Annotated in this window: 22 protein-coding genes and 1 tRNA gene; 13 read left to right on the forward strand and 10 right to left on the reverse strand. The window is 71.8% G+C overall.

The window, feature by feature from the left end:
* Positions 1-202 precede the first annotated feature (202 nt).
* From ACZ7EG_RS03995 to ACZ7EG_RS04010, 4 genes are all read left to right on the forward strand, one after another.
* On the forward strand, positions 203-1,528 hold the full coding sequence (locus ACZ7EG_RS03995) for an ABC transporter substrate-binding protein (protein ID WP_471071843.1): 1,326 nt from the start codon (positions 203-205) through the stop codon (positions 1,526-1,528).
* A 5-nt stretch (positions 1,529-1,533) separates the two neighbouring features.
* A complete protein-coding gene (locus tag ACZ7EG_RS04000; RefSeq protein WP_471071846.1) occupies positions 1,534-2,544 on the forward strand; it encodes a carbohydrate ABC transporter permease in 1,011 nt (336 codons plus the stop codon).
* Between the two features lie 12 nt (positions 2,545-2,556).
* Positions 2,557-3,462 carry a carbohydrate ABC transporter permease gene (locus tag ACZ7EG_RS04005; RefSeq protein ID WP_471071849.1) on the forward strand — a complete coding sequence of 302 codons (906 nt, stop codon included), beginning with the start codon at positions 2,557-2,559 and terminating at the stop codon, positions 3,460-3,462.
* 97 nt (positions 3,463-3,559) lie between these two features.
* Entirely contained in the window at positions 3,560-4,996 is a 1,437-nt protein-coding gene (locus tag ACZ7EG_RS04010; protein ID WP_471071852.1) for a GH1 family beta-glucosidase, read from the forward strand.
* Positions 4,997-5,057: 61 nt separating this feature from the next.
* On the opposite strand, the gene ACZ7EG_RS04015 is transcribed toward ACZ7EG_RS04010, so the two are convergent.
* The 6 genes from ACZ7EG_RS04015 to ACZ7EG_RS04040 form a co-directional block, all read right to left on the reverse strand.
* Positions 5,058-6,374 carry a glycoside hydrolase family 36 protein gene (locus ACZ7EG_RS04015; protein WP_471071855.1) on the reverse strand — a complete coding sequence of 439 codons (1,317 nt, stop codon included), beginning with the start codon at positions 6,372-6,374 and terminating at the stop codon, positions 5,058-5,060.
* Positions 6,375-6,400: 26 nt separating this feature from the next.
* A complete protein-coding gene (locus ACZ7EG_RS04020) occupies positions 6,401-7,342 on the reverse strand; it encodes a carbohydrate ABC transporter permease (protein WP_471071858.1) in 942 nt (313 codons plus the stop codon).
* Positions 7,339-8,322: a carbohydrate ABC transporter permease gene (locus tag ACZ7EG_RS04025; RefSeq protein WP_471071861.1), complete on the reverse strand. Its 984-nt coding sequence runs from the start codon at positions 8,320-8,322 to the stop codon at positions 7,339-7,341. Before ACZ7EG_RS04025 ends, ACZ7EG_RS04020 begins: the two co-directional genes overlap by 4 nt.
* A 32-nt stretch (positions 8,323-8,354) precedes the next feature.
* Positions 8,355-9,668, reverse strand: coding sequence for an ABC transporter substrate-binding protein (locus ACZ7EG_RS04030; protein WP_471071864.1), 1,314 nt, complete (start codon positions 9,666-9,668; stop codon positions 8,355-8,357).
* 186 nt (positions 9,669-9,854) lie between these two features.
* The gene (locus ACZ7EG_RS04035; RefSeq protein WP_471071867.1) at positions 9,855-11,252 is read right to left on the reverse strand and encodes a sensor histidine kinase; all 1,398 of its coding nucleotides are present in this window, start codon (positions 11,250-11,252) and stop codon (positions 9,855-9,857) included.
* Positions 11,249-11,947 carry a response regulator transcription factor gene (locus ACZ7EG_RS04040; RefSeq protein ID WP_471071870.1) on the reverse strand — a complete coding sequence of 233 codons (699 nt, stop codon included), beginning with the start codon at positions 11,945-11,947 and terminating at the stop codon, positions 11,249-11,251. The genes ACZ7EG_RS04035 and ACZ7EG_RS04040 overlap by 4 nt, the downstream gene beginning before the upstream one ends.
* Positions 11,948-12,078: 131 nt before the next feature.
* Between ACZ7EG_RS04040 and ACZ7EG_RS04045 the strand changes: the two genes are divergently transcribed.
* Entirely contained in the window at positions 12,079-12,588 is a 510-nt protein-coding gene (locus ACZ7EG_RS04045) for a hypothetical protein (RefSeq protein ID WP_471071873.1), read from the forward strand.
* 192 nt (positions 12,589-12,780) lie between these two features.
* On the opposite strand, the gene ACZ7EG_RS04050 is transcribed toward ACZ7EG_RS04045, so the two are convergent.
* Together ACZ7EG_RS04050 and ACZ7EG_RS04055 are read right to left on the reverse strand one after the other, a co-directional pair.
* A complete protein-coding gene (locus tag ACZ7EG_RS04050) occupies positions 12,781-13,650 on the reverse strand; it encodes a spermidine synthase (RefSeq protein ID WP_471071876.1) in 870 nt (289 codons plus the stop codon).
* A 65-nt stretch (positions 13,651-13,715) separates the two neighbouring features.
* Entirely contained in the window at positions 13,716-14,111 is a 396-nt protein-coding gene (locus ACZ7EG_RS04055; RefSeq protein ID WP_471071878.1) for a hypothetical protein, read from the reverse strand.
* Positions 14,112-14,408: 297 nt separating this feature from the next.
* On the opposite strand from ACZ7EG_RS04055, the gene ACZ7EG_RS04060 reads away from it, so the two are divergent.
* Positions 14,409-15,860: a hypothetical protein gene (locus ACZ7EG_RS04060; protein ID WP_471071881.1), complete on the forward strand. Its 1,452-nt coding sequence runs from the start codon at positions 14,409-14,411 to the stop codon at positions 15,858-15,860.
* Positions 15,861-16,060: 200 nt separating this feature from the next.
* On the opposite strand, the gene ACZ7EG_RS04065 is transcribed toward ACZ7EG_RS04060, so the two are convergent.
* Positions 16,061-16,654, reverse strand: a complete 594-nt coding sequence (locus ACZ7EG_RS04065) for a histidine phosphatase family protein (RefSeq protein ID WP_471071884.1) — start codon at positions 16,652-16,654, stop codon at positions 16,061-16,063.
* Positions 16,655-16,841: 187 nt separating this feature from the next.
* Between ACZ7EG_RS04065 and ACZ7EG_RS04070 the strand changes: the two genes are divergently transcribed.
* The 7 genes from ACZ7EG_RS04070 (at position 16,842) to ACZ7EG_RS04100 (ending at position 23,711) form a co-directional block, all read left to right on the forward strand.
* The gene (locus ACZ7EG_RS04070; protein ID WP_471071887.1) at positions 16,842-17,867 is read left to right on the forward strand and encodes a phosphatase PAP2 family protein; all 1,026 of its coding nucleotides are present in this window, start codon (positions 16,842-16,844) and stop codon (positions 17,865-17,867) included.
* Positions 17,818-19,146: a hypothetical protein gene (locus ACZ7EG_RS04075; protein ID WP_471071890.1), complete on the forward strand. Its 1,329-nt coding sequence runs from the start codon at positions 17,818-17,820 to the stop codon at positions 19,144-19,146. The genes ACZ7EG_RS04070 and ACZ7EG_RS04075 overlap by 50 nt, the downstream gene beginning before the upstream one ends.
* Complete coding sequence (locus ACZ7EG_RS04080) at positions 19,137-20,729, forward strand: hypothetical protein (protein WP_471071893.1); 1,593 nt, start codon at positions 19,137-19,139, stop codon at positions 20,727-20,729. Before ACZ7EG_RS04075 ends, ACZ7EG_RS04080 begins: the two co-directional genes overlap by 10 nt.
* Positions 20,726-22,060, forward strand: coding sequence for an AAA family ATPase (locus ACZ7EG_RS04085; protein WP_471071896.1), 1,335 nt, complete (start codon positions 20,726-20,728; stop codon positions 22,058-22,060). Before ACZ7EG_RS04080 ends, ACZ7EG_RS04085 begins: the two co-directional genes overlap by 4 nt.
* Before the next feature lie 312 nt (positions 22,061-22,372).
* The gene (locus tag ACZ7EG_RS04090) at positions 22,373-22,741 is read left to right on the forward strand and encodes a hypothetical protein (protein ID WP_471071899.1); all 369 of its coding nucleotides are present in this window, start codon (positions 22,373-22,375) and stop codon (positions 22,739-22,741) included.
* 135 nt (positions 22,742-22,876) lie between these two features.
* On the forward strand, positions 22,877-23,647 hold the full coding sequence (locus ACZ7EG_RS04095; RefSeq protein WP_471071902.1) for a bifunctional DNA primase/polymerase: 771 nt from the start codon (positions 22,877-22,879) through the stop codon (positions 23,645-23,647).
* Positions 23,638-23,711: transfer RNA gene (locus ACZ7EG_RS04100), tRNA-Lys, on the forward strand. The genes ACZ7EG_RS04095 and ACZ7EG_RS04100 overlap by 10 nt, the downstream gene beginning before the upstream one ends.
* A 148-nt stretch (positions 23,712-23,859) precedes the next feature.
* Here the strand turns inward: ACZ7EG_RS04100 and ACZ7EG_RS04105 are convergent.
* Positions 23,860-25,155: a M6 family metalloprotease domain-containing protein gene (locus tag ACZ7EG_RS04105; RefSeq protein WP_471071905.1), complete on the reverse strand. Its 1,296-nt coding sequence runs from the start codon at positions 25,153-25,155 to the stop codon at positions 23,860-23,862.
* Positions 25,156-25,236 lie beyond the last annotated feature (81 nt).

Raw genomic sequence — 25,236 nt, forward strand, 5'->3', positions numbered from 1 at the left:
CTGAACGCATCTCTCCCTGTCCGGTCCCTTGACACCCCCGCCGCGACCGGGGACTCTTCAACACATCACTGGTGGGAGCGCTCCCACACTACCTGACACCTACACAACCCGCACGTTCCCCGCCCGAGCCTTAAGCGCGTGAAAACGGTCCGACGATGCAGTTGGCCGGGGGGTCGGCACGTCAGGACAACAGGAGGACGACATGCGAGCACGCATCCGAACCGCCCGCAAGGCGATGGTCGTCGCGGCCGTCGCGTCGCTGGGCGCCGGGCTGCTGGCCGGCTGTGCCGACGACGGCGGAAACGGCGGCTCCGACTCGTCGGACGGCGACAGCGGCGGCAAGACCACGATCTCGGTGGGCCTCTTCGGCACCATGGGCTTCAAGGAAGCCGGTCTCTACGCCGAGTACGAGAAGCTCAACCCGAAGATCAAGATCGAGCAGAACGTCGTCGAGCGGAACGAGAACTACTACCCGGCGCTGCTGAACCACCTCACCACCAACAGTGGTCTGCTGGACGTCCAGGCCGTCGAAGTCGCCAACATCGCCGAGGTCACGGCCACCCAGGCCGACAAGCTCGAGGACATGTCGAAGGCTCCGGGCGTGGACAAGAGCAAGTGGCTGCCCTGGAAGTGGCAGCAGGCCACCACCAAGGACGGCAAGACCATCGGCCTCGGCACCGACGTCGGCCCGATGGCGATCTGCTACCGGACGGACCTCTTCAAGCAGGCCGGTCTGCCCACCGACCCGGCCGAGGTCGGCAAGCTGTGGGCCGGTGACTGGGCCAAGCTCGTCGACGTCGGCGAGCGGTACAAGTCGAAGGCCCCCAAGGGCACCTTCTTCATGGACTCCCCCGGCGGCCTGATCAACGCGATCCTCGGCAGCGAGAAGGAGAAGTTCTACAACTCCTCCGGTGAGGTCATCTACAAGACGAACCCGGCCGTCAAGGCCGCCTTCGACCTGACCTCCGAGGCCGCCGAGAAGGGCCTGGTGCAGGCGCAGACGCAGTTCCAGCCGGCCTGGAACTCCACTATCGCCAACAACAAGTTCGCCGCGATCGCCTGCCCGCCGTGGATGCTGGGCACGATCAAGGGCAACGCGAAGCCCGACGCCGCCGGCAAGTGGGCCGTGGCGGTCGCGCCCAAGGGCGGCAACTGGGGCGGCACCTTCCTCACCGTGCCGAAGAGCGGCAAGAACGTGAAGGAGGCCCAGAAGTTCGTGACCTGGCTGACCGCGCCGGAGCAGCAGGCGAAGCTGTTCAAGGTGCAGGCCAGCTTCCCGAGCGCCCCGTCCGCCTACACCATGCCCGAAGTGACGGGCGCGACGAACGAGATGACCGGTGACCAGAAGATCGGTCCGATCTTCGCCGAGGCCGCCAAGGCCGCCCCGGTCCAGGTGATCGGCCCGAAGGACCAGATCATCATGCAGGGCCTGTCGGACAACGGCGTGATCCTGGTGACGAAGGGCAAGTCGGCCAAGGACGCCTGGGAGTCCGCAGTCAAGACCATCGACAACAAGCTGGACCAGTGACCCGAATGGCCACCCGCAACGACACAGCCGCGCCCCCCGTGAAGGGGGGCGCGGCCCCGGGCCGCCCGCCCGAGGACGCCGCCGCGGAGAAGGCGCGGCGCCGCCGGGACCGGCTGTCCCGGCGCTGGCAGCGGGACATCCGCTGGAGCCCGTACGCGTTCGTGTCCCCCTTCTTCCTGCTGTTCGTCGCGTTCGGCCTGTTCCCGCTGATCTACACGGGCTGGGCCTCGCTGCACCAGGTGGAGCTGACCGCGCCCACCGACATGAACTGGGTCGGGCTGCGCAACTACACCCGGATCTTCGACGACGAGTTCTTCTGGAACGCGGCGAAGAACACCCTGACCATCGGCATCATCTCCACCGTTCCGCAGTTGCTGATGGCGATGGGCATCGCCCACATCCTCAACTACAAGCTGCGCGCCTCGACGTTCTTCCGCGTCGCGATGCTCGCGCCGTACGCGACGTCGATCGCCGCCGCCTCGCTGGTGTTCGTACTGCTCTTCGGCCGCGACTACGGCATGATCAACTGGGCGCTCGACGCCGTCGGCATCAACCCGGTCGACTGGCAGAACGACAAGTGGCCCTCGCAGATCGCCGTTTCGTCGATCATCATCTGGCGCTGGACCGGCTACAACGCGCTGATCTACCTCGCCGCGATGCAGGCCATCCCGCACGACCTGTACGAGTCGGCGGCCCTGGACGGGGCCAGCCGCTGGCAGCAGTTCATCCATGTGACGCTGCCCGCCCTGCGCCCGACGATCCTGTTCACCTGTGTCGTCTCGACGATCGGGGCGAGCCAGGTCTTCGGCGAGCCGCTGCTGTTCGACGCCAACAAGGGCACGTCCGGTGGCGCGGAGCACCAGTTCCAGACGCTCGGTCTGTATCTGTACGAGCAGGGCTGGGTGGCCCAGCACCTGGGCCGGGCCTCGGCGATCGCGTGGACGATGTTCCTGATCCTGATCGTCATCGGCATCGTCAACTACGTCATCTCGCGCCGGCTGCGCGCCAGTAGTTAAGGAGTTGTGGCCGTGACGACGACTGTGACGCCCCCGGAGACCAAGCCCGTCGAGAAGACCAAGCGCCCCCGGCTGCCGAAGTCCGCGCGGGCCGGCGGGCAGCTGCACGGTGGCCCGATCGCGTACGCGATCCTCATCGTGTTCACCCTCGTTTCGCTGTTCCCGCTGGTGTGGACGGCGATCGCCGCCTCGCGTGACAACCAGCGGCTCGCGCAGACGCCGCCGCCGTTCTGGTTCGGTTCGGGTCTGTTCGACAAGCTGGAGATCGCCTGGAAGGACGCCAACCTGGGTGAGGCGTTCTTCAACACCACGATCGTGGCGGGCACTTCGGCACTGACCATCGTCTTCATGTCGACGATCGCCGGTTTCGCCTTCGCCAAGCTGCGGTTCAGAGGCCGCGGCGCCCTGATGCTGATCGTGATCGGCACGATGATGGTGCCGCCGCAGCTGAGTGTGATCCCGCTGTACATGATGGTCGCCAAGCTCGACTGGACCGACCAGCTGCAGGCGGTCATCCTCCCGTCGCTGGTCAGCGCGTTCGGCGTGTTCTTCATGCGGCAGTACCTGATCCAGGCGCTGCCGGACGAGATCATCGAGGCGGCCCGGGTGGACGGCGCGAGCAGCTGGCGTGTGGTGTGGCACGTGGTGTTCCCGGCGGCGCGGCCCGCGATGGCCGTACTCGGGATGCTGACGTTCGTGCAGACCTGGAACGACTTCATGTGGCCCTTCCTGGTGCTGACCCAGATGGGCAACCCGACCGTGCAGGTCGCCGTCGCGGGCCTGGGCCGCGGTTACACCCCCGACCAGTCCCTGATCATGGCGGGCGCGCTGCTGGGCACACTGCCGCTGCTGATCGTCTTCGCGATCTTCGGCAAGCAGATCGTGGGCGGCATCATGCAGGGTGCCGTCAAGGGCTGATCTTTCCCGGGGCCGGGTCAGCGCCGCTCCGGCCCCTCTTCTCTCCTCCCCTCCCCTTCCACCATCGGTCTCCTCGACCCCCTTTGGGAGCGCTTCCATGCCTGACTCCGAGAACCCGGCCACTGCGGTGACCTTCCCGCCCGCCTTCCTGTGGGGCGCGGCGACGTCCGCGTACCAGATCGAGGGTGCGGTGCGGGAGGACGGCCGGACGCCGTCGATCTGGGACACCTTCAGCCACACACCGGGCAAGACGGCCGGCGGCGACCACGGTGACATCGCTGTCGACCACTACCACCGCTACCGCGACGACGTGGCGCTGATGGCGGAGCTGGGCCTGGGCGCCTACCGCTTCTCCATCTCCTGGTCGCGGGTGCAGCCGACCGGCCGGGGCCCGGCCGTGCAGAAGGGTCTGGACTTCTACCGGCGGCTGGTGGACGAGCTGCTGGCCAAGAACATCAAGCCGGCCGTCACGCTGTACCACTGGGATCTGCCGCAGGATCTGGAGGACGCGGGCGGCTGGCCGGAGCGTGACACGGCGTACCGGTTCGCGGAGTACGCGCAGATCGTCGGCGAGGCGCTGGGTGACCGGGTGGAGCAGTGGATCACGCTCAACGAGCCGTGGTGCAGCGCGTTCCTGGGCTACGCCTCCGGGGTGCACGCCCCGGGCCGTACGGACCCGGCGGCCTCGTTGCGTGCCGCGCACCATCTGAATCTGGCGCACGGGCTGGGCGCGTCCGCGCTGCGCTCGGTGATGCCGGCCCGCAACACGGTCGCGGTGAGCCTCAACTCAGCGGTGGTCAGGCCGCTTTCGCAGGACCCGGCGGATCTGGACGCGGTCCGCAGGATCGACGACCTGGCCAACGGTGTGTTCCACGGGCCGATGCTGCACGGCGCCTATCCGGAGTCGCTGTACGGGGCGACGGCGGGCCTCACGAACTGGGACCACGTCCTGGACGGTGACCTGGAGCTGATCAACCAGCCGCTGGACGCGCTGGGCCTCAACTACTACACGCCCGCGCTGGTCTCGGCGGCGGACGTGTCGTCGAAGGCGCCGCGCGCCGACGGCCACGGGGCGAGCGACCACTCGCCGTGGCCGGCGGCCGACGACGTCGCGTTCCACCAGACGCCCGGCGACCGCACGGAGATGGGCTGGACGATCGACCCGACCGGCCTGCACGAGCTGATCATGCGCTACACCCGGGAGGCGCCGGGCCTGCCGCTGTACATCACGGAGAACGGCGCGGCCTACGACGACAAGATCGACTCCGACGGCCGGGTGCACGACCCGGAGCGGGTCGCCTATCTGCACGGCCATCTCTCGGCGGTCCGCCGCGCGATCACCGACGGTGCGGATGTCCGGGGCTACTACCTGTGGTCGCTGATGGACAACTTCGAGTGGGCGTACGGCTACGGCAAGCGCTTCGGCGCGGTGTACGTGGACTACGCGACGCTGGAACGCACGCCGAAGACGAGCGCGCGGTGGTACGGGCGGGCGGCGCGGACCGGGACGCTGCCCGAGGTCGAGGCGGTCTGACCGACGGGGGACGGGGGCGGGGCGCGGCACGATTAGGGGAGTGCCGCGCCCCGGCCGCGTCTCAGCGGTGGGTGCCCGACAGCAGCCGGCGGGTCGTCTCCACGCCCCACTGGTCCAGGGACAGCAACCGGTCGCTGGAGGCCATCAGGCCCCCGGTGGACTCCACGTGCGCCGCCCACTGTTCGCGGGTTTCGACCGCCGGGCGGGCCATCAGGCAGTCCGGGTCGTTGATCCAGAGGCGGTGGTGCTGCCATTGGCGGGCCGCTCCGGTGAACTCGGCCGGGTCCTGGCCGGGTTGGCTGTAGTCGCCGGCCTCGGGGCTGCGGTGGGGGGCCGTGTCGGGGCTGACGCGCATCGCGTCGAACAGGCCGAGGGAGGGAAGCATCGGGGCGCCGCAGCCCAGGAGGTAGGACTCGGTGCCGATCGCCCCGCGGATCAGTTCGATGCCGGCGCGGTAGGCCGTGAGGGCGTCGACGTCGGCGTGGCGTACGCCGTCCAGGGCGCCCGCGTAGAGGAAGTCGGTCTTGAAGTAGTCGTAGCCCTCGGCGCGCAGGGTCGTGAAGACCTCGGTCAGATACGCCGCCGCGTCCGGGTGGGTGGTGTCCAGGACGAGCAGGTCGTGGCCCCAGTTGCGGCCGGCGTGAGCGAAGCCGCCGGTGGTGTCGCGGACGAGCCAGTCGGGGTGTGCGGCGGCCAGGTCGCTCGCCGGGTCGACGAGGAAGGGGGCAGTCCAGATGCCGGCGCGGCGGCCGCGGGAGCGGATCTTCTCGGCGATCCCCGCGCGGGAGCGGAAGCGCCCGGAGAGGGTGAGCCAGTCGCCGAGGGCCCGCTGGTAGCCGTCGTCGATCTGGACGACGTCGACGGGCAGGTCGAGGGTGTCCATCGCGCGGAGGTTCTCGTGGATGTCGTCCTCGGTGACGGCCGTGAAGTACTCGTACCAGGAACACCAGACGGTCGGTGCCGGGCGGGGGGCGTCGAGGCCGAGGCCGGTGGCCCAGTCGCCCAGGACCGACTGGATGTCCGGGCCGGTCCATTCCTTCACCGGGCCGTCGGCGCTGATCTCGGCGACCCGCCGGTCCCCGGTGGTCAGCCGGATCGACGGCACCTCACGGGTCGGCTCGGCCGCCGCCCACAGCCGGGCCGGTGAGCCGTCGCCGGGGTCGAGGGCGAGCAGGCCCTCGCCCTGGAAGGTGCCGGCCGGGACGGTGACGCCGGGGCGGTAGCAGACCGTGGCCCAGTTGGCGCCGGTCGGGCGGTGAGGCGTCGCGCCGAGGGCGTAGGCGCCGCTGGGGCTCCAGGACTGCCAGCCCTCCTCGTGGACTCGGGCCCTGCGCCGGTCCACCGGCACGGAGGCGACCGGGGTGAAGGGGTGGTGCACGGAGGTTCTCTTTCGGGGAACGGGCGTCAGCCCTTGTTGGCGCCCAGGGTCAGCCCGCTGACGAACTGGCGCTGGAGCGCGAAGTACACGATCAGAGTCGGGATCGCGGTGAGCAGGGCGCCGGCGGCGACCAGGTTGGGGTCGGTGAAGTACTGGCCGGAGAGGTTGTTCAGCGCCGAGGTGATCGGCATGTTCTCGCCGGTGGAGATCAGGACGATGGCCCAGAAGAAGTCGTTGTAGATCCAGATGGAGAGCAGGGTGGCGAGGGCGGCCATCGCCGGCTTGCACAGCGGCAGCACGATCTGCCAGTACAGCCGCCAGACGGAGGCGCCGTCGACCAGGGCGGCCTCGGTGAGCTCGTGCGGCAGCGAGCGCATGTAGTTGCTCAGCACGAACGCGCAGAAACCGGACTGGAACGCCACGTGGATCAGCACCAGGCCGAGCGCGGAGTCGTACAGCTTGCCGCTCATGGTGATGCCGGGCAGGTCGATCAGCAGGTACAGCCGGTACAGCGGGGTGATGATGACCTGCTGGGGCAGCAGGTTGCCGGCCGTGAACACCAGCAGCAGGAACAGGTTGAGCCGGAAGTCGAAGCGGCTGACGTAGAAGGCGACCATCGACGACAGCAGCAGCGTCAGCAGCACGGCCGGGACCGCGACCAGCAGCGTGGTGCCGAAGTAGTGCAGCATCTCCGACTGCTGGAAGGCGTTGGTGAAGTTGTCGAAGGTGAGCTTGTCGGGCCAGGAGACATAGCCCTTGTCGCTGGTCTCCCCGTACGGCCGCATCGCCGCGAGCAGGGCCCACAGCAGGGGCGCGAGCCAGGCCAGCGCCGTGACGACGAGGAAGGTGTGCAGCAGGATCCGGGCGGGGCGGATCGGGGTGCGCTGCCCCCGCGGGCCGCCAGAGTTCAAAGGGGCGGCGCGAAGCGCCACGTTCAGGGTGGTGGTGGGCGACGGGTGGGAGCTCATGCGCGCCGCTCCTTCCGGAAGGTGGCGATCAGATAGGGGATGATCACCGCGAGCGAGATGACCAGCAGGACCACGGCGATCGCGGAGCCGTATCCGATGCGGCTGGACTCGCCGATGATGTTGTTGGTCACCAGGATCGACAGCAACTCGGTGCCCTGGGCGCCCTTGTTGAAGACGAAGACCAGGTCGAAGGCGCGCAGCGCCTCGATGATCGTGACGACCAGGACGACGGTGTTGGTCGGGCGCAGGGTCGGGAAGACGACGTTCTTGAACGTCTGCCACTCGCCCGCGCCGTCCAGGGCGGAGGCCTCGCGCAGGGCGGGGTCGACGCTCTTCAGGCCGGCCAGGTAGAGGATCATCATGTAGCCGGCGTGCCGCCAGGACGCGGCGATGAGCACGGCCCACAGGTTGAGGTCCGGGTCACCGATCCAGTCGATGTAGTGACCGGGCTTGTTGGCGCCGATGATGCTGTTGATCAGGCCCGTGTCCGGGTTGTAGATCAGCTGCCAGACGAAGCCGATGACCGCCAGCGACATCACGACCGGCAGGAAGAACGCGGTCTGGTAGACGCGGCTGAAGCGGATCTTCTTGTCCAGCTGCACGGCGAGGAACAGGCCGAAGGGCGTGGGCAGCAGGATGAGCGCCACGAACCAGATGACGTTGTGCTCGACTGCGGGCCAGAACTGCGGGTTGCTGGTGAACAGCTCCCTGAAGTTCTGCAGTCCGACCCATTTGATGGAGTCGAAGCCGATGCCGTCCCAGGTGGTGAAGGCCAGGGCGATCGAGGCGAGGGCCGTCAGCCACACCAGGGCGACGTGCAGGAGCGTCGGCACGCCCGCCATCAGGCCGAGCGTGAGGCGGTCGCGGCGGGTGAGCAGGCGCCGGTGGCCGTGTGGCGCCTTGGCGGGCGCGGGTGTGGGGGCGGGCCCCGGGGCCGACGGGGCGGCCGGCTCCGGAGCCTTCGCGGGGGTGGCAGTCATGTCTTGATCCGAGTCGTCGAGTCTCCGTTCGGTCAGGAGGAGGCGAAGATCGTCTTCTTCTGGCGTTCGATCGACGAGAGGATGCTGTCGACGTTCTTGGGGTTGCGGACGAAGTTCTGCAGCGCCGGCTGCATCACCGTGGACGTGAAGTCCGGGCGGGAGTCGCGGTCCATGAACTGGGTGAGACTCTTGGCGCCGGAGATCATCTCGAAGGACTTCTTCTGCAGCGCGGTGTACGAAGAGGTGTCGGCCTTGGTGGAGGCGGCCACCACGCTGGAGTCGGCCTTGAGGTAGATCTGCTCGGCCTCGGGCGTGCCCAGGTATTCGAGGAGCTTGACCGCGCCGTCGCGGTTCTTGGGGGCCTTGGACAGCATGAAGCCGTCGGTGGGCGCCTCGACCGTGTCCTGACCGAACTGCGGGTCGATCTCCGGGAAGGCGAAGAAGTCAAGGTCGTCCAGGTCGGCCTTGTTGGTGAACTGCTGGCCGACGAACGTGCCCAGCAGGTACATGCCGGCCTTCTTGGCCACGAGCGTCTGCGCCGCGTCCTGCCAGGTGCGGCCCACCGCGCCCTCCTGGTGGTAGGGAAGGATCTCCGTCCAGTGGTCGAAGACCTTGCGCACCTTGGGGTCGGTCCAGGAGGCCTTGCCGGCCATCAGCTCGACGTGGAAGTCGTAGCCGTTGGTGCGGAAGTTGATCTGGTCGAAGGTGCCCATCGCGGGCCAGGCGTCCTTGTCGCCGAAGGCGATCGGGACCAGCCCGTCCTTCTGCATCCGCTTGCACAGGGCGACGAAGTCGTCCCAGGTGGTGGGGACCTTGTAGCCGTGCTGCGCGAAGACGCTCTTGCGGTAGAAGACGGCCCACGGGTACGAGTACAGCGGCACGAAGTAGTACTTGCCGTCCTCGCCCTTGCTGAGCTTCTGCATCGCCTCGGGGAAGTTGCCGCCGATCTTCTCCCACACGTCGTCGATCGGGGAGGCGAGCTTCTTCGACGCGAAGAATTGCATCCGGTAGCCGGCGAACCAGGTGAACACGTCGTCGGGCGTGCCCTGCAGGTAGGAGTTGATCTGCTCCTGGAACGTGTTGTGGTCCTTGGTGTTCACGTCGACCTTGATGCCGGACTTCTTGGTGAAGGCGGCGTAGATCTCGGCGAACGCCTTCTTCGGCACGGCGTCGGACGAGTTGGAGCCGAGACTGACCGTCTTCGGGTCGGCGGACGAGCCACTGCCGCCGCAGGCGCTCAGCAGGGGTATGCCGGCGCCGAGCAGGGCCGCGCCGCCCATTCCGCGCAGCAGGGTGCGGCGACTGGGGGCGGAGGGGGAGAGACCGGTGGGAGAGAGGTCGTGCATGGACTGCTCCTGAAGGCAGGGTTCGGCCACGAGGGTGTGGCGTGAAATCCAGTCTTAATCGACCAGAAATCAACTTGACCGAACACGGTGGCGCAATGACAGCCGTATGTCCGGTCACGCGTCAAGAGCCGTAGCCTCCATTTGTCGAAACGTGACCGTCCCGTGAAGACGACGTGCCGCGTGCGCTCACCTGGACCGGGAGCGGTTGTACACGGCCGCGAGTCTGCCGGGGCGGCGCCGCCGCAGCTGCCGGTGCCCGCCGCCGGCCGGGGCGCGGCCGTCCAGCTGGATCCAGATCCGCACCTCGGTCCCGCCGAGCACCGAGGAGCCGATCCGCACGTCCCCGCCGGTGGACTCAGCGAGCCGGCGCACGATGTCCAGGCCGAGCCCGGTCGAGCCGTCGCTGCCGGAGCCGCGGCCCCGCGCCATCGCCGCCTCGGGGTCGGGTATGCCGGGACCCGCGTCGGAGACGAGGACGATCACCGCGTCCTCGCCGTTGTGCACGTCGACCGCGAAGGCGGTGCCCTCCGCGGTGTGCCGGAAGACGTTCCCGAGCAGCGCGTCGAGCGCGGCGGCCAGGTCGGCGCGGGCCACGGGTATGCGCACCGGCCGGTCGGCCCCGGCCACCCGCCACTTGCGGCCCTCGTCCTCCGCGAGCGCCGACCAGAACGCCATCCGCTCCCGGACCACCTCGGCCGCGTCGCACCCGGCGCCCGGACCGGCCGCGGCCGTCTGCGGCTTGGCTTCCCGGGCCGTACGGATGATGGTGTCGACCTCGCGCTCCAGCTGCTCGACCGCGGTCCGGGTCTGGTCGGCGGCCGGCCCCTCGCCGAGCGAGGCGGTGTTGAGGCGCAGCACGGTCAGGGGCGTCCGCAGCCGGTGGGACAGGTCGGCCGCCAGCTCCCGCTCGTTCGCCAGGAGCTGGACGACCTGGTCGGCCATCGAGTTGAACGCGACCGCCGCGAGCCGCAGCTCGCTCGGGCCCTCCTCGGGCACACGTACGCCGAGCCGGCCCTCCCCCAGGTCGTGCGCCCCCTCGACCAGGCGCTGCGCGGGACGGACCATGCGGACGCCCAGCCGGTCGGCGACCGCGACCGAGCCGAGGATCAGCGCCACCCCGACCGCGGCGAGAACGGCCCAGGCCGTGCCCACGCCGTTGGTGACGTCGGACTCCGGCACGTACACCTCGACGACCGCGATCTTGCCGGTGCTGAGCGCGACCGGCTGGAGCAGCGTCGAGCCGCCGGGGACGCCGGTGGTGGAGGCGCGGCCCAGCTCGCGCACGGCCGCGATGTCCTCGTCGGCGGCGCGCCGCCGCCCCAGTTCAAGGGCCTTTCGGCCGTCGCCCGCCGGGAGGTGCACGGCCATCCCGGCGTCGGAACCGGCGGCGGCGACGACCCGTTCGAGCTGGTCGCGGTCGGTGGTGATGGACAGGGCCGGGGCGACGGCGGCGGCCTCCCGCTCGGCGTTGGAGAAGGCGCGGTCGCGGGCCATCTCGCGGATGACGAGTCCGAGGGGCACCGCGAAGGCGAGCACGACCATGGTGGTCACGGCCAGTGACACCTTGACCAGGGCCCACCTCATCGCGGCGCCCCCGGTGGTTCGAGCTTCACCCCGACGCCCCGAAGGGTGTGCAGATAGCGCGGGTTGGCCGCCGTCTCGCCCAACTTCCTGCGCAGCCATGACAGATGGACGTCGATGGTCTGGTCGTCGCCGTAGGACTGCTGCCACACCTCGGCGAGCAGTTCCCTGCGGGGGACGACGACGCCGGGCCTGCGGGCCAGGAAGGCGAGCAGGTCGAACTCCCGGCGGGTGAGGTCGAGTCGCGTGCCGTCCAGCTCGGCCTGACGGCGCAACGGATCGACGGTCAGGCCGCCGACCCGGATCGCGGGGGACGGTTCCCCTTCCGCGGCGCCGGAGCGGGCGCGGCGCAGCACGGCCGCCATACGGGCCGAGAGGTGCTCCACCGAGAAGGGCTTGGTCAGGTAGTCGTCCGCCCCGGCGTTCAGCAGCCGGACGATCTCCGTCTCGTCGTCCCGGGCGGTGGCGACGATCACCGGCACGTCCGTGATCCCGCGCAGCATCTTCAGGGCCTCGGACCCGTCGAGATCGGGCAGCCCGAGGTCCAGGATCACCACGTCGAAGCGGACATGGGCGACCTCGCGCAGCGCCTCCAGTGCCGTCCCGACGCTGCGCACGGTGTGCGAGGCGTCGGTCAGGTGGCGGATCAGCGCCGAGCGTACGAACTGGTCGTCCTCGACCACGAGCACACTTGCCATGCGCCGCACCGTACGCCATCTCGAACAGCCGGGTGCGGGGCTGTGGACAACTCCCCGGCCGGGGACAACCGGCCCCCGCAGGACGCCGTTTGCGGGCCACGCGTGGGGCGCGTGAGGCAGTATGGCCCGCGATGCGCAGAGGACTCGTACACGTGTTGGCCTGGCTGCTCGCCACGGGCGCGGCGGTCACGCTGTCGTGGTGGGGCGTCCACACGGTGATGGCGGGCACGGCCTACGACCCGCCGCGCGCCCTGCCCGTCAAGGCCGCCGACGCGTCGTCCACGCGGGAGCCGAAGGCGTCGGCCGCGCCGCCGGAGCGGACGCCTGCACCCGAGCGGCGGCAGCCGAGCACGCCGGCGCCCAGCAGCCCGAGCCCCTCCCCCACGCCGTCGGCCGGCACCGCCGCCCCCGCCGCCTCCGGCCGGGTCAGGAGCTATGACACCGACGGCGGCCGGGCGGTTTTCGACCTCGGGAAGACCGCCGCCTCGCTGGTCTCGGCGACGCCCGGGGCGGGCTGGTCGATGCAGGTGTGGAAGACGGAGTCGTGGATCCGCGTGGAGTTCTCCTCGGGCGCGGACCGGGTGTCGGTGTTCTGCACCTGGCACGACGGGCCGCCTCGGGTGGAGATCGGGACCTACTGAGGGCCGTGGGCGGCCGTCGGTGCCCGTTGAGCGTCGAGGTCGGTCATCGCGCTCGCCGGTCGCCTAAGCCGGTCAGCGGCACCACGGGGAGTGCCGTAGCTGGTCAGCGCGCCGGCTGAGCGCCGTGGCCGGTCAGCGGCACCACGGGGAGTGCCGCAGCCCGTCATCACGCCGACTGAGCGTCGTGGCCGGTCATTTGAACACCGACGCGGGCGGTGCCGGCGACGCCACTGCCGCGAGGTCCGTGACGGCCGCGGCCCCGCCGGTGAAGTCGGTGAGTGTCCTGCCGTGTTCGACGCGGGCGGGGTGCGGGTCGGATGCGGCGAGGCGGGTCAGCTCGGCGACGGGCAGTGGGCGGTCTGAGGCGACCAGGACGGCGTTCCCGAAGCGCTTGCCGCGCAGCACCGCCGGGTCCGCGACCAGCGCGAGCTGCTCGAAGCGGGCGGCGGCGGTGGCGATCTGGCCGCGCAGGTGGGCGAGGGGCGGACCGTCGGCGAGGTTGGCGGCGTAGACACCGCCGGGCCTGAGCGCCCTGCGCACGTCGTCGAGGAACTCGGTCGAGGTCAGGTGGGCCGGTGTCCGGGCCCCGCTGAACACGTCGGTGATGACGAGGTCGGCCCAGCCGTCCGGCACCTTGGCGAGGCCCGCGCGGGCGTCGGCGGAGCGCACCCGTATGCGCGCGTTCGGATCCAAGGGCAGCTCTCGGCGGACCAGTTGGACCAGGGTGCCGTCGCGTTCGACGACCTGCTGGGTGGAACGGGGCCGGGTGGCGGCGACGTAGCGGGCGAGGGTGAGGGCACCGCCGCCGAGGTGCACGGCGTGCAGGGGCCGTCCCGGCGGGGCGACGAGGTCGATCACATGGCCGAGGCGGCGCTGGTACTCGAAGGACAGGTACGCCGGGTCGTCCAGGTCGACGTGCGACTGCGGGGCCCCGTCGATCACCAGCGTCCAGGCCCGGGGCCGCTCGCGGTCGGGGATGAGCTCGGCGAGCCCGCCGTCGACGCTCTCGACGACGGCCTCCGCACCGGCCTGTCTGCGCCGGCCGCCCTTGGACTTTCCCATAGGGTCATTATCGGGGTGGGCTGTAAGCGGGGAGTACGCTCCGGCCGCCCGGGGGCGAGGAGGCCTCAGCGGCAGCTGTCCGCCGCCCTGATCATCCGGGCGGCCTCCCCCAGGGCTTCGCGCAGCACCGCGGGGTCGGTCGCGAGGTCCGCCTCGCCGGGCGGCAGCAGCCAGTCCGAGCCCTCGACGGGAGGATCGGGCGCCAGGGCCGGTCCGCGTCCGTCGGTCCTGGTGCAGGTGCTCCCCGGCACGTCCCACGCGGCGGCCGTCCCCGGCGGCACCAGGAAGCCCAGGGTGTCGCCGTCGTCGTCGTGCAGGACGGGGCCCACCGCGTCCGCCGGTCCCCGGCGCAGGATGTCGACCGCCTCCAGCCCCTGCCGGGCCGGCACCGTCACCACATCGCAGCCGGCCGCCGGTCTGCCCGGCGGCGTACGAGGATCGCTGATCCGGCTGGTCTCCATCCGGCCTCCACCACGAAAACCCCTGTTTGGACGAGCGATCGGGAGTCGGGGGCCTCCCGGTCCGCGAGATTCAACGCGGCGGGACGTCAACGGCTACGGCGGAAGTCAGCCGCAAAGGATGGCACTTCATGGCAGATCACGCATGAGATATCCGGTTTGTAGCCAAACCCAGCGTGGCGACTCCATCACAGCAGGTACGTTCTTGCTCGCCGGACACGGGGCGGACCATGCGGACACCTCGTCACAAGTCGCTCCGCATCCGGCATGGTTCGACGGTTCGCACGGGAGGACCCGGCCATGGCGTCGTCAACGGTGACCTCGTCTCGACCCGACCGGCCGCCACGGCCGAATCTCGCTTTCCGGCGGCTGCGCGGACAGCGCTCGCCGGCCGAGTTCGCCGCGGCGATCCGCCGGGCCGGGCTCGAGATCGGCGAGCAGGTCAGCTGTGACGCGCGGTACATCGGCCGGGTCGAAGCGGGCGAGATCCGCTGCCCCAACTACGCGTACGAACGGGTGTTCCTGCACATGTTCCCAGGCCGCACACTCACCGACCTGGGGTTCGCGCCCCGCTCGTCGGTACGCGGACGCCGGGCGCGCGACACCGAGGACGCGCCCCTGCCGCGCACCGCGAACCGGGCGAACGCCACGAGTGACACCAGCAGGGCGTGCGAGCCCTATGAAACGCGGAACCCGTACGACCCGTACCACCCGCACGACACCTACGAGGAGAGCGACGTGCTACGTCGCGCGTTCATGACCGGCGGAGGCGCCACGGTGGCCGCCGCCTCACTGGGGCCTGTGGGCCTCGCCCGCGACGCCGCGGCGGCACAGCGCCCCGTGCACCGCGCCGGGGCGAGCGACGCGGGTGCCCTGGAAGAAGCCGTCCGCCGGATCCGGCTGCTCGACGACCGGCACGGGGCCGACGGCCTCTACCGCCGCGCCGCCGCCCCGCTCCGTGCCGCCTACGCCCTGCTGGACGCCGGCGCGACCCGCCAGACGACGGCCGACCGGCTCTACTCGGGCGCCGGTGAACTGGCCATCTCCGTGGGCTGGCTGGCCCACGACTCAGGGCGCTTCGACGACGCCCGCTCGCACTACGCGGAGGCCCTGGCGACCGCCCGGATGACCGGGGATCCCGGACTTGAGGCGCACGCCTTCTGCAACACGGCGTTCCTCGCGCGCGACGCGGGCCGGCCGCGCGAGGCGGTCCGGGCGGCCCAGGCCGCACAGCGCGTCGCCCGGCCCGTGGGCTCGGCCCGGCTGATGTCGCTGCTCGCGCTGCGCGAGGCGGGCGGCTGGGCCGGACTCGCCGACCGCGTCGGCTGCGAGCAGGCACTGGCCCGGGCACAGGCCTTCTTCGAACGGGGTCCCTCGGACGCCGACCCCGAGTGGATGAGCTTCTACGGGGAGGCCGAACTGGAGGGTCTGGAAGCCCAGTGCTGGTCCACGCTGGGCGACTGGCCCCGGGCGGCCCGGCATGCCCGCCGGGCGGCCGAGCTGCAGGATCCGCACTTCACCCGGAACATCGCCCTGTACACGGCGGAGCTGGCCGACGACCTCGCGCGCGGCGGCAGGCCGGACGAGGCGGCGGTGGCGGGGATGCGGGTGCTGGATCTGCTGGAGGAGGTCCAGTCGTCCCGCGTCCAGACCATGCTGGCGGCGACGGCCCGGGTACTTCGGCCACACCGCCGCGCCACCGGGGTGACGGCGTTCCTGGAGAGGCACGCCTCGGCGCCGCGCATTGCCTGAGAGCCGGCCGCGATTGCCTGAGAGCCGGCCGCGCATGACCTGGGAGCCGGTCACGCATGACCCGAGAGCCGGACGTGCATGACCTGGGAGCCGGTTACGCATGACCTGAGAGCCGGACGTGCATGACCCGAGTGCCGGTTACGCATGACCCGAGAGCCGGACGCGCATGACCCGAGTGCCGGTTACGCATGACCTGAGGACTACGCGAGGTGTCCCACGTCGTTCCAGCTCTCGATCGCCGGCTCTCCGTAGGCCCAGCCCAGCACCGACAGCGACGTCGGGTTCAGCCGTATCCGGGCCGCGAAGTCGATGGGGAGGCCGAGCCATCGCGCCCCGATGGAGCGGAGGATGTGCCCGTGGGCGAAGACCAGCACGTCGCGGTCCTCGGAGCGGACCCAGGAGACCACCTCGTCGGCCCGGGCCGTGACCTCGGTGAGCGACTCCCCGCCCGGCACACCGTCCCGCCAGATCAGCCAGCCGGGCCGGACGGCCTGGATGTCCGCGGGGGTCATGCCCTCGTACGCCCCGTAGTCCCACTCCAGCAGCGCGTCCCAGCTACGCGCGCGGTCACCGAAGCCGGCCAGTTCGCAGGTCTCACGCGCGCGTGCCAGCGGGCTGGTGCGCACCTCGACGCCGGCCAGGCCCTCGTACGGCGCCCGGTGCAGGCGCTCGCCGAGCAGCTTCGCACCGCGTCGGCCTTCCTCCAGGAGCGGCACGTCGGTCCTGCCCGTGTGCTTGCCGGACAGGGACCACTCGGTCTGTCCGTGGCGGGCCAGCAGGATGCGCGCGGCCATGGGGCACCTTTCCGGAAGAACAACGCAAGGGGAACTCCTCCATCATCGCGCACGTCCGCCGGGGGCAACCGAGGGGGCGATCTCTGCGTCTTCGAAGGCCGGAGGCGCACCCCGGGGCGTGCGCGCACGCCGTACAGTGGCACGGCCAAACGGGTTACGCGTGATGACCAAGGGGGAGGACGATCGGATGCCGCACACCGAGACACCGGGCACCGAGGCGGCCCCCGCGCCCAGGATGCGCTGGTGGACCGAGCTGCCGCTGATCCTTCTGGTGTACGCGTGCTACTCGGCCGGCCGGCTCCTCGCCCGCGGCGACGTCTCCGGCGCCGTCGACAACGGTCTGACGATCCTGCGCTTCGAGAAGGGGCTGTATCTCAACTTCGAGCACCCGCTCAACCGTCTCTTCACGCGCGAGGCGTGGATAGGGATACCCGCCGACTTCTGGTACGCGTCGCTGCACTACCTGGTCACACCGGCCGTCCTGGTGTGGCTCTTCCGCTCCCGGGCCGTGCGCTACCGCGCCGCACGCACCTGGCTGATGACGTCCACCCTCATCGGTCTGATCGGCTTCACGCTGCTGCCGACCTGCCCGCCCCGGCTCCTCGACGCGAGCCACGGCTTCGTGGACACGATGGCCCAGTACAGCTCCTACGGCTGGTGGGGAGGCGCGGCGAGCGCACCACGCGGCATGGGGAACATGACCAACCAGTACGCGGCGATGCCGAGTCTGCACGTGGGCTGGGCCCTGTGGTGCGGAGTGATGCTGTGGCGCTACGGCGGCACACGCGCGACGAAGGCGGCCGCTGTCGCCTACCCCCTGATCACGACGATCGTCGTCATGGGCACCGCCAACCACTACTTCCTCGACGCGGTCGCGGGCGCGGCCGTCATGGGCGCCGGGCTGCTGCTGGCACCCCTCGTGATGCGCACCGCGGACCGGGTCAAGGCGCGGTTCGTGCGGCCGGTGACGCCGGTCGCGGCAGCCTCTCCGACCGACTCCCCCGCCGCGTCTCCGACCGCCTCTCCCGCCGCGTCTCCCACCGGCTCCCCCGCCGCCTCTCCCGCCACGGGTTCCTCGATTGTCAGTGCCGGATGCCAGACTTCCGCGGGTGAGCGAATTCCACGGCAGCGCGAGTCGCGGCTCGGAGCGGGAGCCGAGCCGGGTGCCTCCCCCAAGGACGCGGGGGACGGCGCTCCGGCAACGGCTCGCTGAGCTGCGCGGCCCCGACGTACCCGCGAAGGCACTGGACGCGCGCGCTCTGGCGGCGCTGGCCGCCAACCCCGGTTGTGCGCGGCGCGCGATCCTCGACGGCGCCGGGGTGAACAAGGCGGCGCTGGCGAGCGCGCTGGGCTCGCCGTCCGCCTTCGGGCAGTCGCAGTTCGCGCTCACCAGAGGCAACGCCTTCGAGGCGAAGGTGAAGGCCGACGGCGGCGCGGAGCTGCTGCGGCTGGTGCACGAGAAGCTCGACCGGTCCGCCGAGCCGCCCGTCGAGGCGCGCGTGCCCGACCTGACGGCGACCGGCCCCCGGGGGCGTACGGCCCGTACGGAGCTGGAGCTGCGGGAGGCCACCGCGCACCCCGGCGCCTGGACGCTGCTCGACCATCCGATGCTCGCGCTGGACGTGGCGGGCTCCCCGGCGTTCCTGGAGCCGGACGCGGTGGTGGTGCACCCGGACGGCAGCTGGACGGTCGTGGAGATCAAGTCCTTCCCGCTGCTGGACGGTTCGGCGGACCCGGCGAAGGTCGGGGCGGCCGCCCGCCAGGCGGCGGTGTACGTGCTGGCGCTGGAGGAGGTCGCCGCGCGGCTCGGCACGCAGCCGGAAGGAGGCGCCCCGCTGCTCGGCGTCGAGCCGAGGGAAGGCGCCCCGCTGCTCGGCGTCGAGCCGAAGGAAGGCGCCGCGCAGCTCGGCGTCGAGTCGGAGGAGGTCGCCGCGCGACTCGGCACGGAGCCGGAAGGAGGCGCCCCGCTGCTCGGCGTCGAGTCGCAGGAGGGCGCCGGTGCCGAGGGGGCGACCGTGCCCGCGCCGCGGGTGCGGCACCGGATCCTGCTGGTCTGCCCCCGGGACTTCTCCAACCTGCCGGCCGCTTCCGCCGTCGACATCCGCAAGCAGCGGGCGGTGACGGCCCGCCAGCTGGCCCGGCTGACCCGCATCGAGGACATCGCCGACGCGCTGCCCGAGGGCACCTGCTTCTCACCCGAGCTGCCCGCCGAGGCGCTGACGGCGGCCGTGGAGTCGGTCCCGGCGACGTACGCGCCCGAGTGTCTGTCCGCGTGCGAGCTGGCCTTCCACTGCCGGACCCGCTCCCGCGAGGAGGGCGCGGTGACCTCGCTCGGGCGGCCGCTACGGGCGGAGCTGGGCGGCCTCACCACCGTCGAGGACGTCCTCGCGGCCGCGCGCGGCGAGGCGGGCGATCCCGACGACCCGGCCGTGGCGGCCCTGCGGCGCGCGGCCGCCCTGCGTGCCGAGGCTCTGGAGGCGGCGTGTCGCTGATCTCCACCCTGGCCCGCCTCGAAGCCGTCAGCACGGGCCGTGCCCAGCCCGCCGCCACCGTCCGGCACCGGCATCTCGGCGACCGCCCGCTGGTGTTCGTGCCGCTGACCACCGCCGGTGAGGCCGGTGCCCCGCTCGGCGCGCTGGTCGGCACCGACCGGGACGCGCCGCGTCTGCTGGTCGTCCCGCAGCCCCGGGACCGCGACCTGAGGTTCGCTTTCCTGGCCGAACTGGCCGACGTCGTGCTGCCGTACGTCGACTCCTACGCCGACGCGGTGGAGGCCGCCGAGCGCACCGAGACCGACCCGGAGACCGGCAAACGCGTCAAGGTCGAGGTCGATCTGTGCGCGGACGCGCCCCAGCTGATCGTGCCGAGCCGGGCGGGCATCGACCTGGTGCGGCTGCTCGGGCGCTCGATGCGGTTCCGGCGGACCGCCGAGCAGGATCCGGAGGCCCCCCATCCGGCGCCGCCGCGGGTGCCGCTGCTCGGGCGGTGGCTGACGCACTTCGGGGAGCGGGCCCGGGTGCCCGGCTCCTCGCTGCTGCTGGCGATGACCGACGTCCTGGGCCGGCACTGGGTGACCGGGCAGTCCACCCTGGAGGACCAGCATCTGGGGGCGCTGCTCGCCTGGATCGACCCGCCGGAGGGCGTCACCGGTGCCGAGGCCGCGCTGCGGGCCGAGCTGGAGCGCGACGCGCAGGGGCAGCTGACGTGTCCCCCGGCCGGTCCGGCCACCGACCCGGCGTTCGACAACAAGCTGCTCGCCCCGGCCATCGAGCGTTACGACCGGGCCCGCACCGCCCTCGCCGCGGCCGAGGACGGTCTGGAGGCCGACGACCGGCTCGGGGCGCTGACCGCCGCCGAGCGGGCGATCCGCGACCTGGTGCTCAGCCGCACCCGGCCCACCTGGGACGCGGTCTGGCGGGGCCTCGATCTGCTGCGGGAGCTGCCCGAAGGGGCGCGGGTCGAGGAGCGGTGGACCCGCGACCGCTGGTCGTTCACCGGCCACCGCGACCGCGTTCTGGCCGGTGAACCCCCGCAGCCACGCCGCGACGACGCGGTCACCGCGGCCAACAAGCTCGCCACGCGCGAGCGCGAACAGGCCCGGCTGGAGGCGCAGGAGGCCCTCGACGACCCGCTGGTGATGGCGGGCCGCCGGCTGGCCGGGGAGGCGTTCGCGGGCGAGGTCACCGACGTCGTGATGGCGTACAGCGAGGGCAAGCGGCCGAGCCCGCGCCCCCTGGTCACGGTGCGCACGGACGACCGGCCTTATCTCGGCGAGCGCACGAAGGTGTACCGGTCGCTCGGCGGGAAGCCGCAGTCGGCGGAGTTCGTCGCGGCCGAGGAGGACGGTGCGTGCGTGGTGCTGCGGGTCCTCGACAAGATGGGCCGCGGCAAGGACCCCGAGCCGGGGTCGGTGCCGGAGAAGGGCGACCGGGTCTGCTTCACGCTCTTCGAGCACGAGCAGCGGGGCGGTGCGAAGCTGCCCGACCCGGAGGAGACGCCGTGGACGCACGGCGGGCCGCCGGGTGAGCCGGCTCTGGAGGCCGCGGACCCGGTGACCGAGGAGGATGTGCTGTGACCACGGTGTTCGATCCTTCGGCCGCCGCGGCGCAGGCCACCGACGCGATCCTGCACGACACGCTGCACGGCACCGCGCGCGGTGTCGTCGTGGACTCCCCGCCGGGCGCGGGCAAGTCCACGCTGGTGGTCCGCGCGGCCCTGGAGCTGGCGGAGGCGGGTCACTCCCTGATGGTGGTCGCGCAGACCAACGCCCAGGTCGACGATCTCGTCCTGCGGCTCGCCGAGAAGAGCCCCGAGCTGCCGGTGGGCCGGTTGCACAGCAGCGACTCCGACCCGTACGACAAGGCGCTCGACGACCTGCCGAACGTACGCACGTCGGCCAAGGCGGCCGACCTCGCCGGGCTGGCGGTGGTGATCTCGACGGCGGCGAAGTGGGCGCATGTCAAGGTGGACGAGCCGTGGCGGCACGCGATCGTCGACGAGGCATACCAGATGCGCTCGGACGCGCTGCTCGCCGTGGCCGGGCTGTTCGAGCGGGCGTTGTTCGTGGGTGACCCGGGGCAACTCGACCCGTTCGCGATCGTGGGCAGCGAGCAGTGGGCGGGCCTGGCGTACGACCCGTCGGCCTCGGCGGTGACGACCCTGCTGGCGCACAACCCGGACCTGCCCCAGCACCGCCTGCCGGTGTCCTGGCGGCTCCCGGCCTCCGCGGCCCCCCTGGTCTCGGACGCGTTCTACCCGTACACACCGTTCCGCAGCGGCACCGGCCCCGGCGACCGGACCCTGGCCTTCGGTGTGCCGTCGGACGGCTCGGGCCCCGACCGGGTGATCGACGAGGCGGCCGGGTCGGGCTGGGGCCTGCTGGAGCTGCCCGCCCGGCACACGCCGCGCACGGATCCGGAGGCGGTCCGGGCGGTGGCCACGGTCGTACGGCGCCTGCTGGACCGGGCGGGCGCTGCGACCTCGGAGCGCTCCCCGGCCCCGACTCCCCTCACCGCGGACCGGATCGCCGTCGGCACGGCCCACCGGGACCAGGCGGCCGCGGTCCGCGCGGCGTTGGCCGGCCTCGGCGTCACCGACGTGGTCGTGGACACGGCAAACCGGCTCCAGGGCCGCGAGTACGACGTCACGGTGGTCCTCCACCCCCTCTCCGGCCGCCCCGACGCGACGGCCTTCCACCTGGAGACGGGCCGCCTCTGCGTCCTGACCTCCCGCCACCGCCACGCCTGCATCGTGGTCTGCCGGGCGGGCGTGACCGACCTCTTGGACGACTACCCGTCGACGGAGCCGGTCCAGTTGGGGACGGTGGTGAAGTTCCCGGACGGCTGGGAGGCGAATCACGCGGTGCTGGCGCACCTGGCGGAGCACCGGGTCGTATGGCGGGCGTGAACCGCGCTTCCGGACCTGCCCGCCTCCCCCCGGTCCGCCGGCCGGAGGCCGGCACGCCGCCGGAGGCGGCCGATGAACACAGCCCGGACGGCTGGGAGGCGAATCACGCGGTGCTGGCGCACCCGGCGGAGCACCAGGTCGTGTGGCGGGCGTGATCTGGCCGGAACGAGACGTGCCGGGCGGGCCCTGCCGAACACCGGGTGGTGCCGCAGCCGTACCCACTACCGCGATGCCCACTTGCGCGCCCGCGAGACAATGGACGGTGGCCCACTCCCCCGAGAGGGTCAGTGCGACGTACGAGGAGGAGAAGACATGGCGGAGCCCACGCCGCGTCGGAACGAACCGCGGCTACGCCCCGCGCCCCTGCTCTTCGAGCCCGCGGAGGCGGCCTCCGACCCTGAGCACTTCTTCGACCTCGAGTCGATCGACGACCCCCGGGCGCTGCTGGCCCGGGCGACGGAGCTGACGCTGGCGTTCCGTGCCGCGGCGGACCGGGCGGTGGAGTTCCAGGCGATGGCGGCGGCGCAGCTGGCCGATCCGCGCAGGTTCGACCGGCTGACGACGGCCGACATCGCCGAGCGGGCCGAGTGGACCGAGGACTACGCCAAGAAGATGGTCGAGTTCGGGCGGGATCTGATGCGGGGCGGCGTCGAGGGCCGGGGGCCCGGCGGCACCGCCTGACACGGCCCTTGCAGCCACCCTTCCCGATCACGTGGCATATGCCAGGTGGGCAAGATACTCGCTCCCACCCCCTCCTGTCCCGATTTCCCGCAACCCTCGGGAACCGCACGCTCACGCCGGGTAGACATGGTTGCCATGAGCAGCGCATGGAACGCCTCCGATGTCACCCCCGACGGGGCCGCCTGGCTCGCCTCGGCAGGAACGTATCCGCGAAGCACGCTCGCCCTCTGGGAGGAGCGGCCGGACGCGCCGGTCGTGCTGCCCTGCGGCTCGGTCTTCGACGTGGTCAGCGCGCCCGCGATGTTCGGCCGGCGCATGCTCGACCGGCTGTGGGACGACGGCCCGGGCTCGGGGCCGGTCGCGGAGTTCCGGGGCCGGATGCTGCTGTTCGCCGCCCCGGGGACGGCGCAGCGACTCCCCGTACTGCTGGAGTGGGAGGAGTGGGGCACCCGCGACCGGGGCGGGGACGCCCGGGAGGCCCGCCGCACGAACGTCGTACCGCCACTGCTGTGCCACGGCACCGGCGACGCGGTGACCGTCCCGGCCCCTTCGGAGAGCACTTCCTCCGCCGGCCCGGCGCCGTCCGAGAGCATTTCCCCTGCCGGCCCTGTGCCGTCCGAGAGCACTTCCCTCGCCGGCCCGGCCCCTTCGGAGAGCATCTCCCCCGCCGGCCCGGCCCCGTCCGAGAGCATCTCCCCCACAGGCCCGGCGCCCACCGGAACCACCGCTCCCGCCCGGTCCGCCACCCGCTGGCTCGTCGCCCCCGACACCCGTCAGCCCTGGCTCCCCGGCCCCGAGGTACTGCTCTGGGCGGCCGTCCGGGCGGCCCGCTCGGCGGTGCGGATTTCGATTTTTCCTCCCGCCGACCAGGGTGCTAAGGTCTACGACGTCAGCAGGCGCCGCTAGCTCAGTTGGTTAGAGCAGCTGACTCTTAATCAGCGGGTCCGGGGTTCGAGTCCCTGGCGGCGCACGTTGTCGATGGCGGTCTGTGGTCGCGGAAAACGCGAACACAGACCGCCATCGTCGTTTCTGCGCGGCGTCGCCGCGCGCGATGGGTCGCGATGGGTGCTCCGCCACCCATGCCCCCGTCACTCGGCGTCGCGGCACCCCGCACCCCCTCAGCGCCCCACCGCGATCTTCACCGTCCACGCCCCCGAAGCCGTGCGCCCCTCCACCTTCACCCGCACCTCTTCCCCCGGCACCGTGAAGCTCTCCCCGATGCCGATCGGGGCGTCCGCGAGGGGTGGGTAGACGGAGTCCTCCCAGCAGGCGTCCGTGCGCGGATGGGCGTCGATCACCTGGATGGGCCCGCCCCCGGACTGCGCCCCGCCCCGCACCCGGTACACCAGCACCCCCTGCCGGCACGCGGCCGCGTCGTTGCCCACCGGCCCCCGCGCCTCGAAGGCGAGCACGCTGTCGAGCCCCGTCCGCACCACGGCGAGCTTGGTGCCCCGCCCGAGCCCGAAGGCCTGCGCCCCGGCGGACCCCGTCACCGGCGCCCCCGGCCCCGCCGTCAGCGGCTCCAGGGTCAGCCGGGCGGACCCGGCGTCCTGCACGCACCGCACCTGCCGTGAATCCAGCCAGCCCAGCTTCCACTTGTGCCACGCGAAGAGGTCGGGCGCGAGTCCGAACTGGCTGCCCATCAGGTCCCAGTCGCCGACGTGCGTGTCCCAGTCGCCCTTGCCGTCCGAGGGCCGGTGGTACAGGTCGGGAAGGTCGAACACGTGCCCGGTCTCGTGGGCGAGGACCAGCCGGTCCGGCGGGTGCTGCTCGAACACCGTGACGATCCGGCGCAGGTCGGTGCCATCGGCCCGCAGCGGGCTCGTCAGGTTCACCACCTTGGTCGCGTCCGAGTCCACGCCGGGCGCGTCCGGGTCGGCGACGAAGTACACGACGTCGTAGCGCGAGAAGTCGACCCGGGGGTCGGCCACGGAGAGGGCGTCGCGCAGGTAGGCGGCCCGGTGCGCGGGGCTCCAGTCCCGCTTTATGTCGTACGCGGTGGACGGCTTCGGCATCTGGATCCAGTGCCGCAGTGCGTGCGGGCGCAGGGTGAAGCGGCCGTAGGAAGCCTGTTCGAAGAAGCGGGTGGTGGCCGGGAAGTGGTCGGCGGTCAGCTCCCGCGGGGTGGTCAGCGGGTGGGAGTCCGGGAAGGACAGGAAGACCATGACCGCGTCCAGGGACCGGGCCGGGCGCGGATAGGCGGCGTTCCAGGTGTCCAGACCCTCCGAGTGATGGGCGTCGGTCCGGGTCAGGGCGCAGGGCGCGGCCGAGTCGGACTCGGCGGCCGAGGGGCCGGCGCCGAGGGAGGTGGCGGCGAGCGCCGACATGGTGGTGAACACGGCCGCGGTGCTGCGCAGTCGGGCGCGCGGAAACGGACGCGGCACGGGTACCTCCGGGTACGGTTCGCGGGACACCGCACCCAGCCTGTGATGATTTGTAGTACTGCGCCCTGTTTGCCTGCACCGGTCGGGTGAAGGGGCCGAAAAATCGCGGAA

The organism is Streptomyces sp. NPDC037100 (assembly GCF_055606225.1).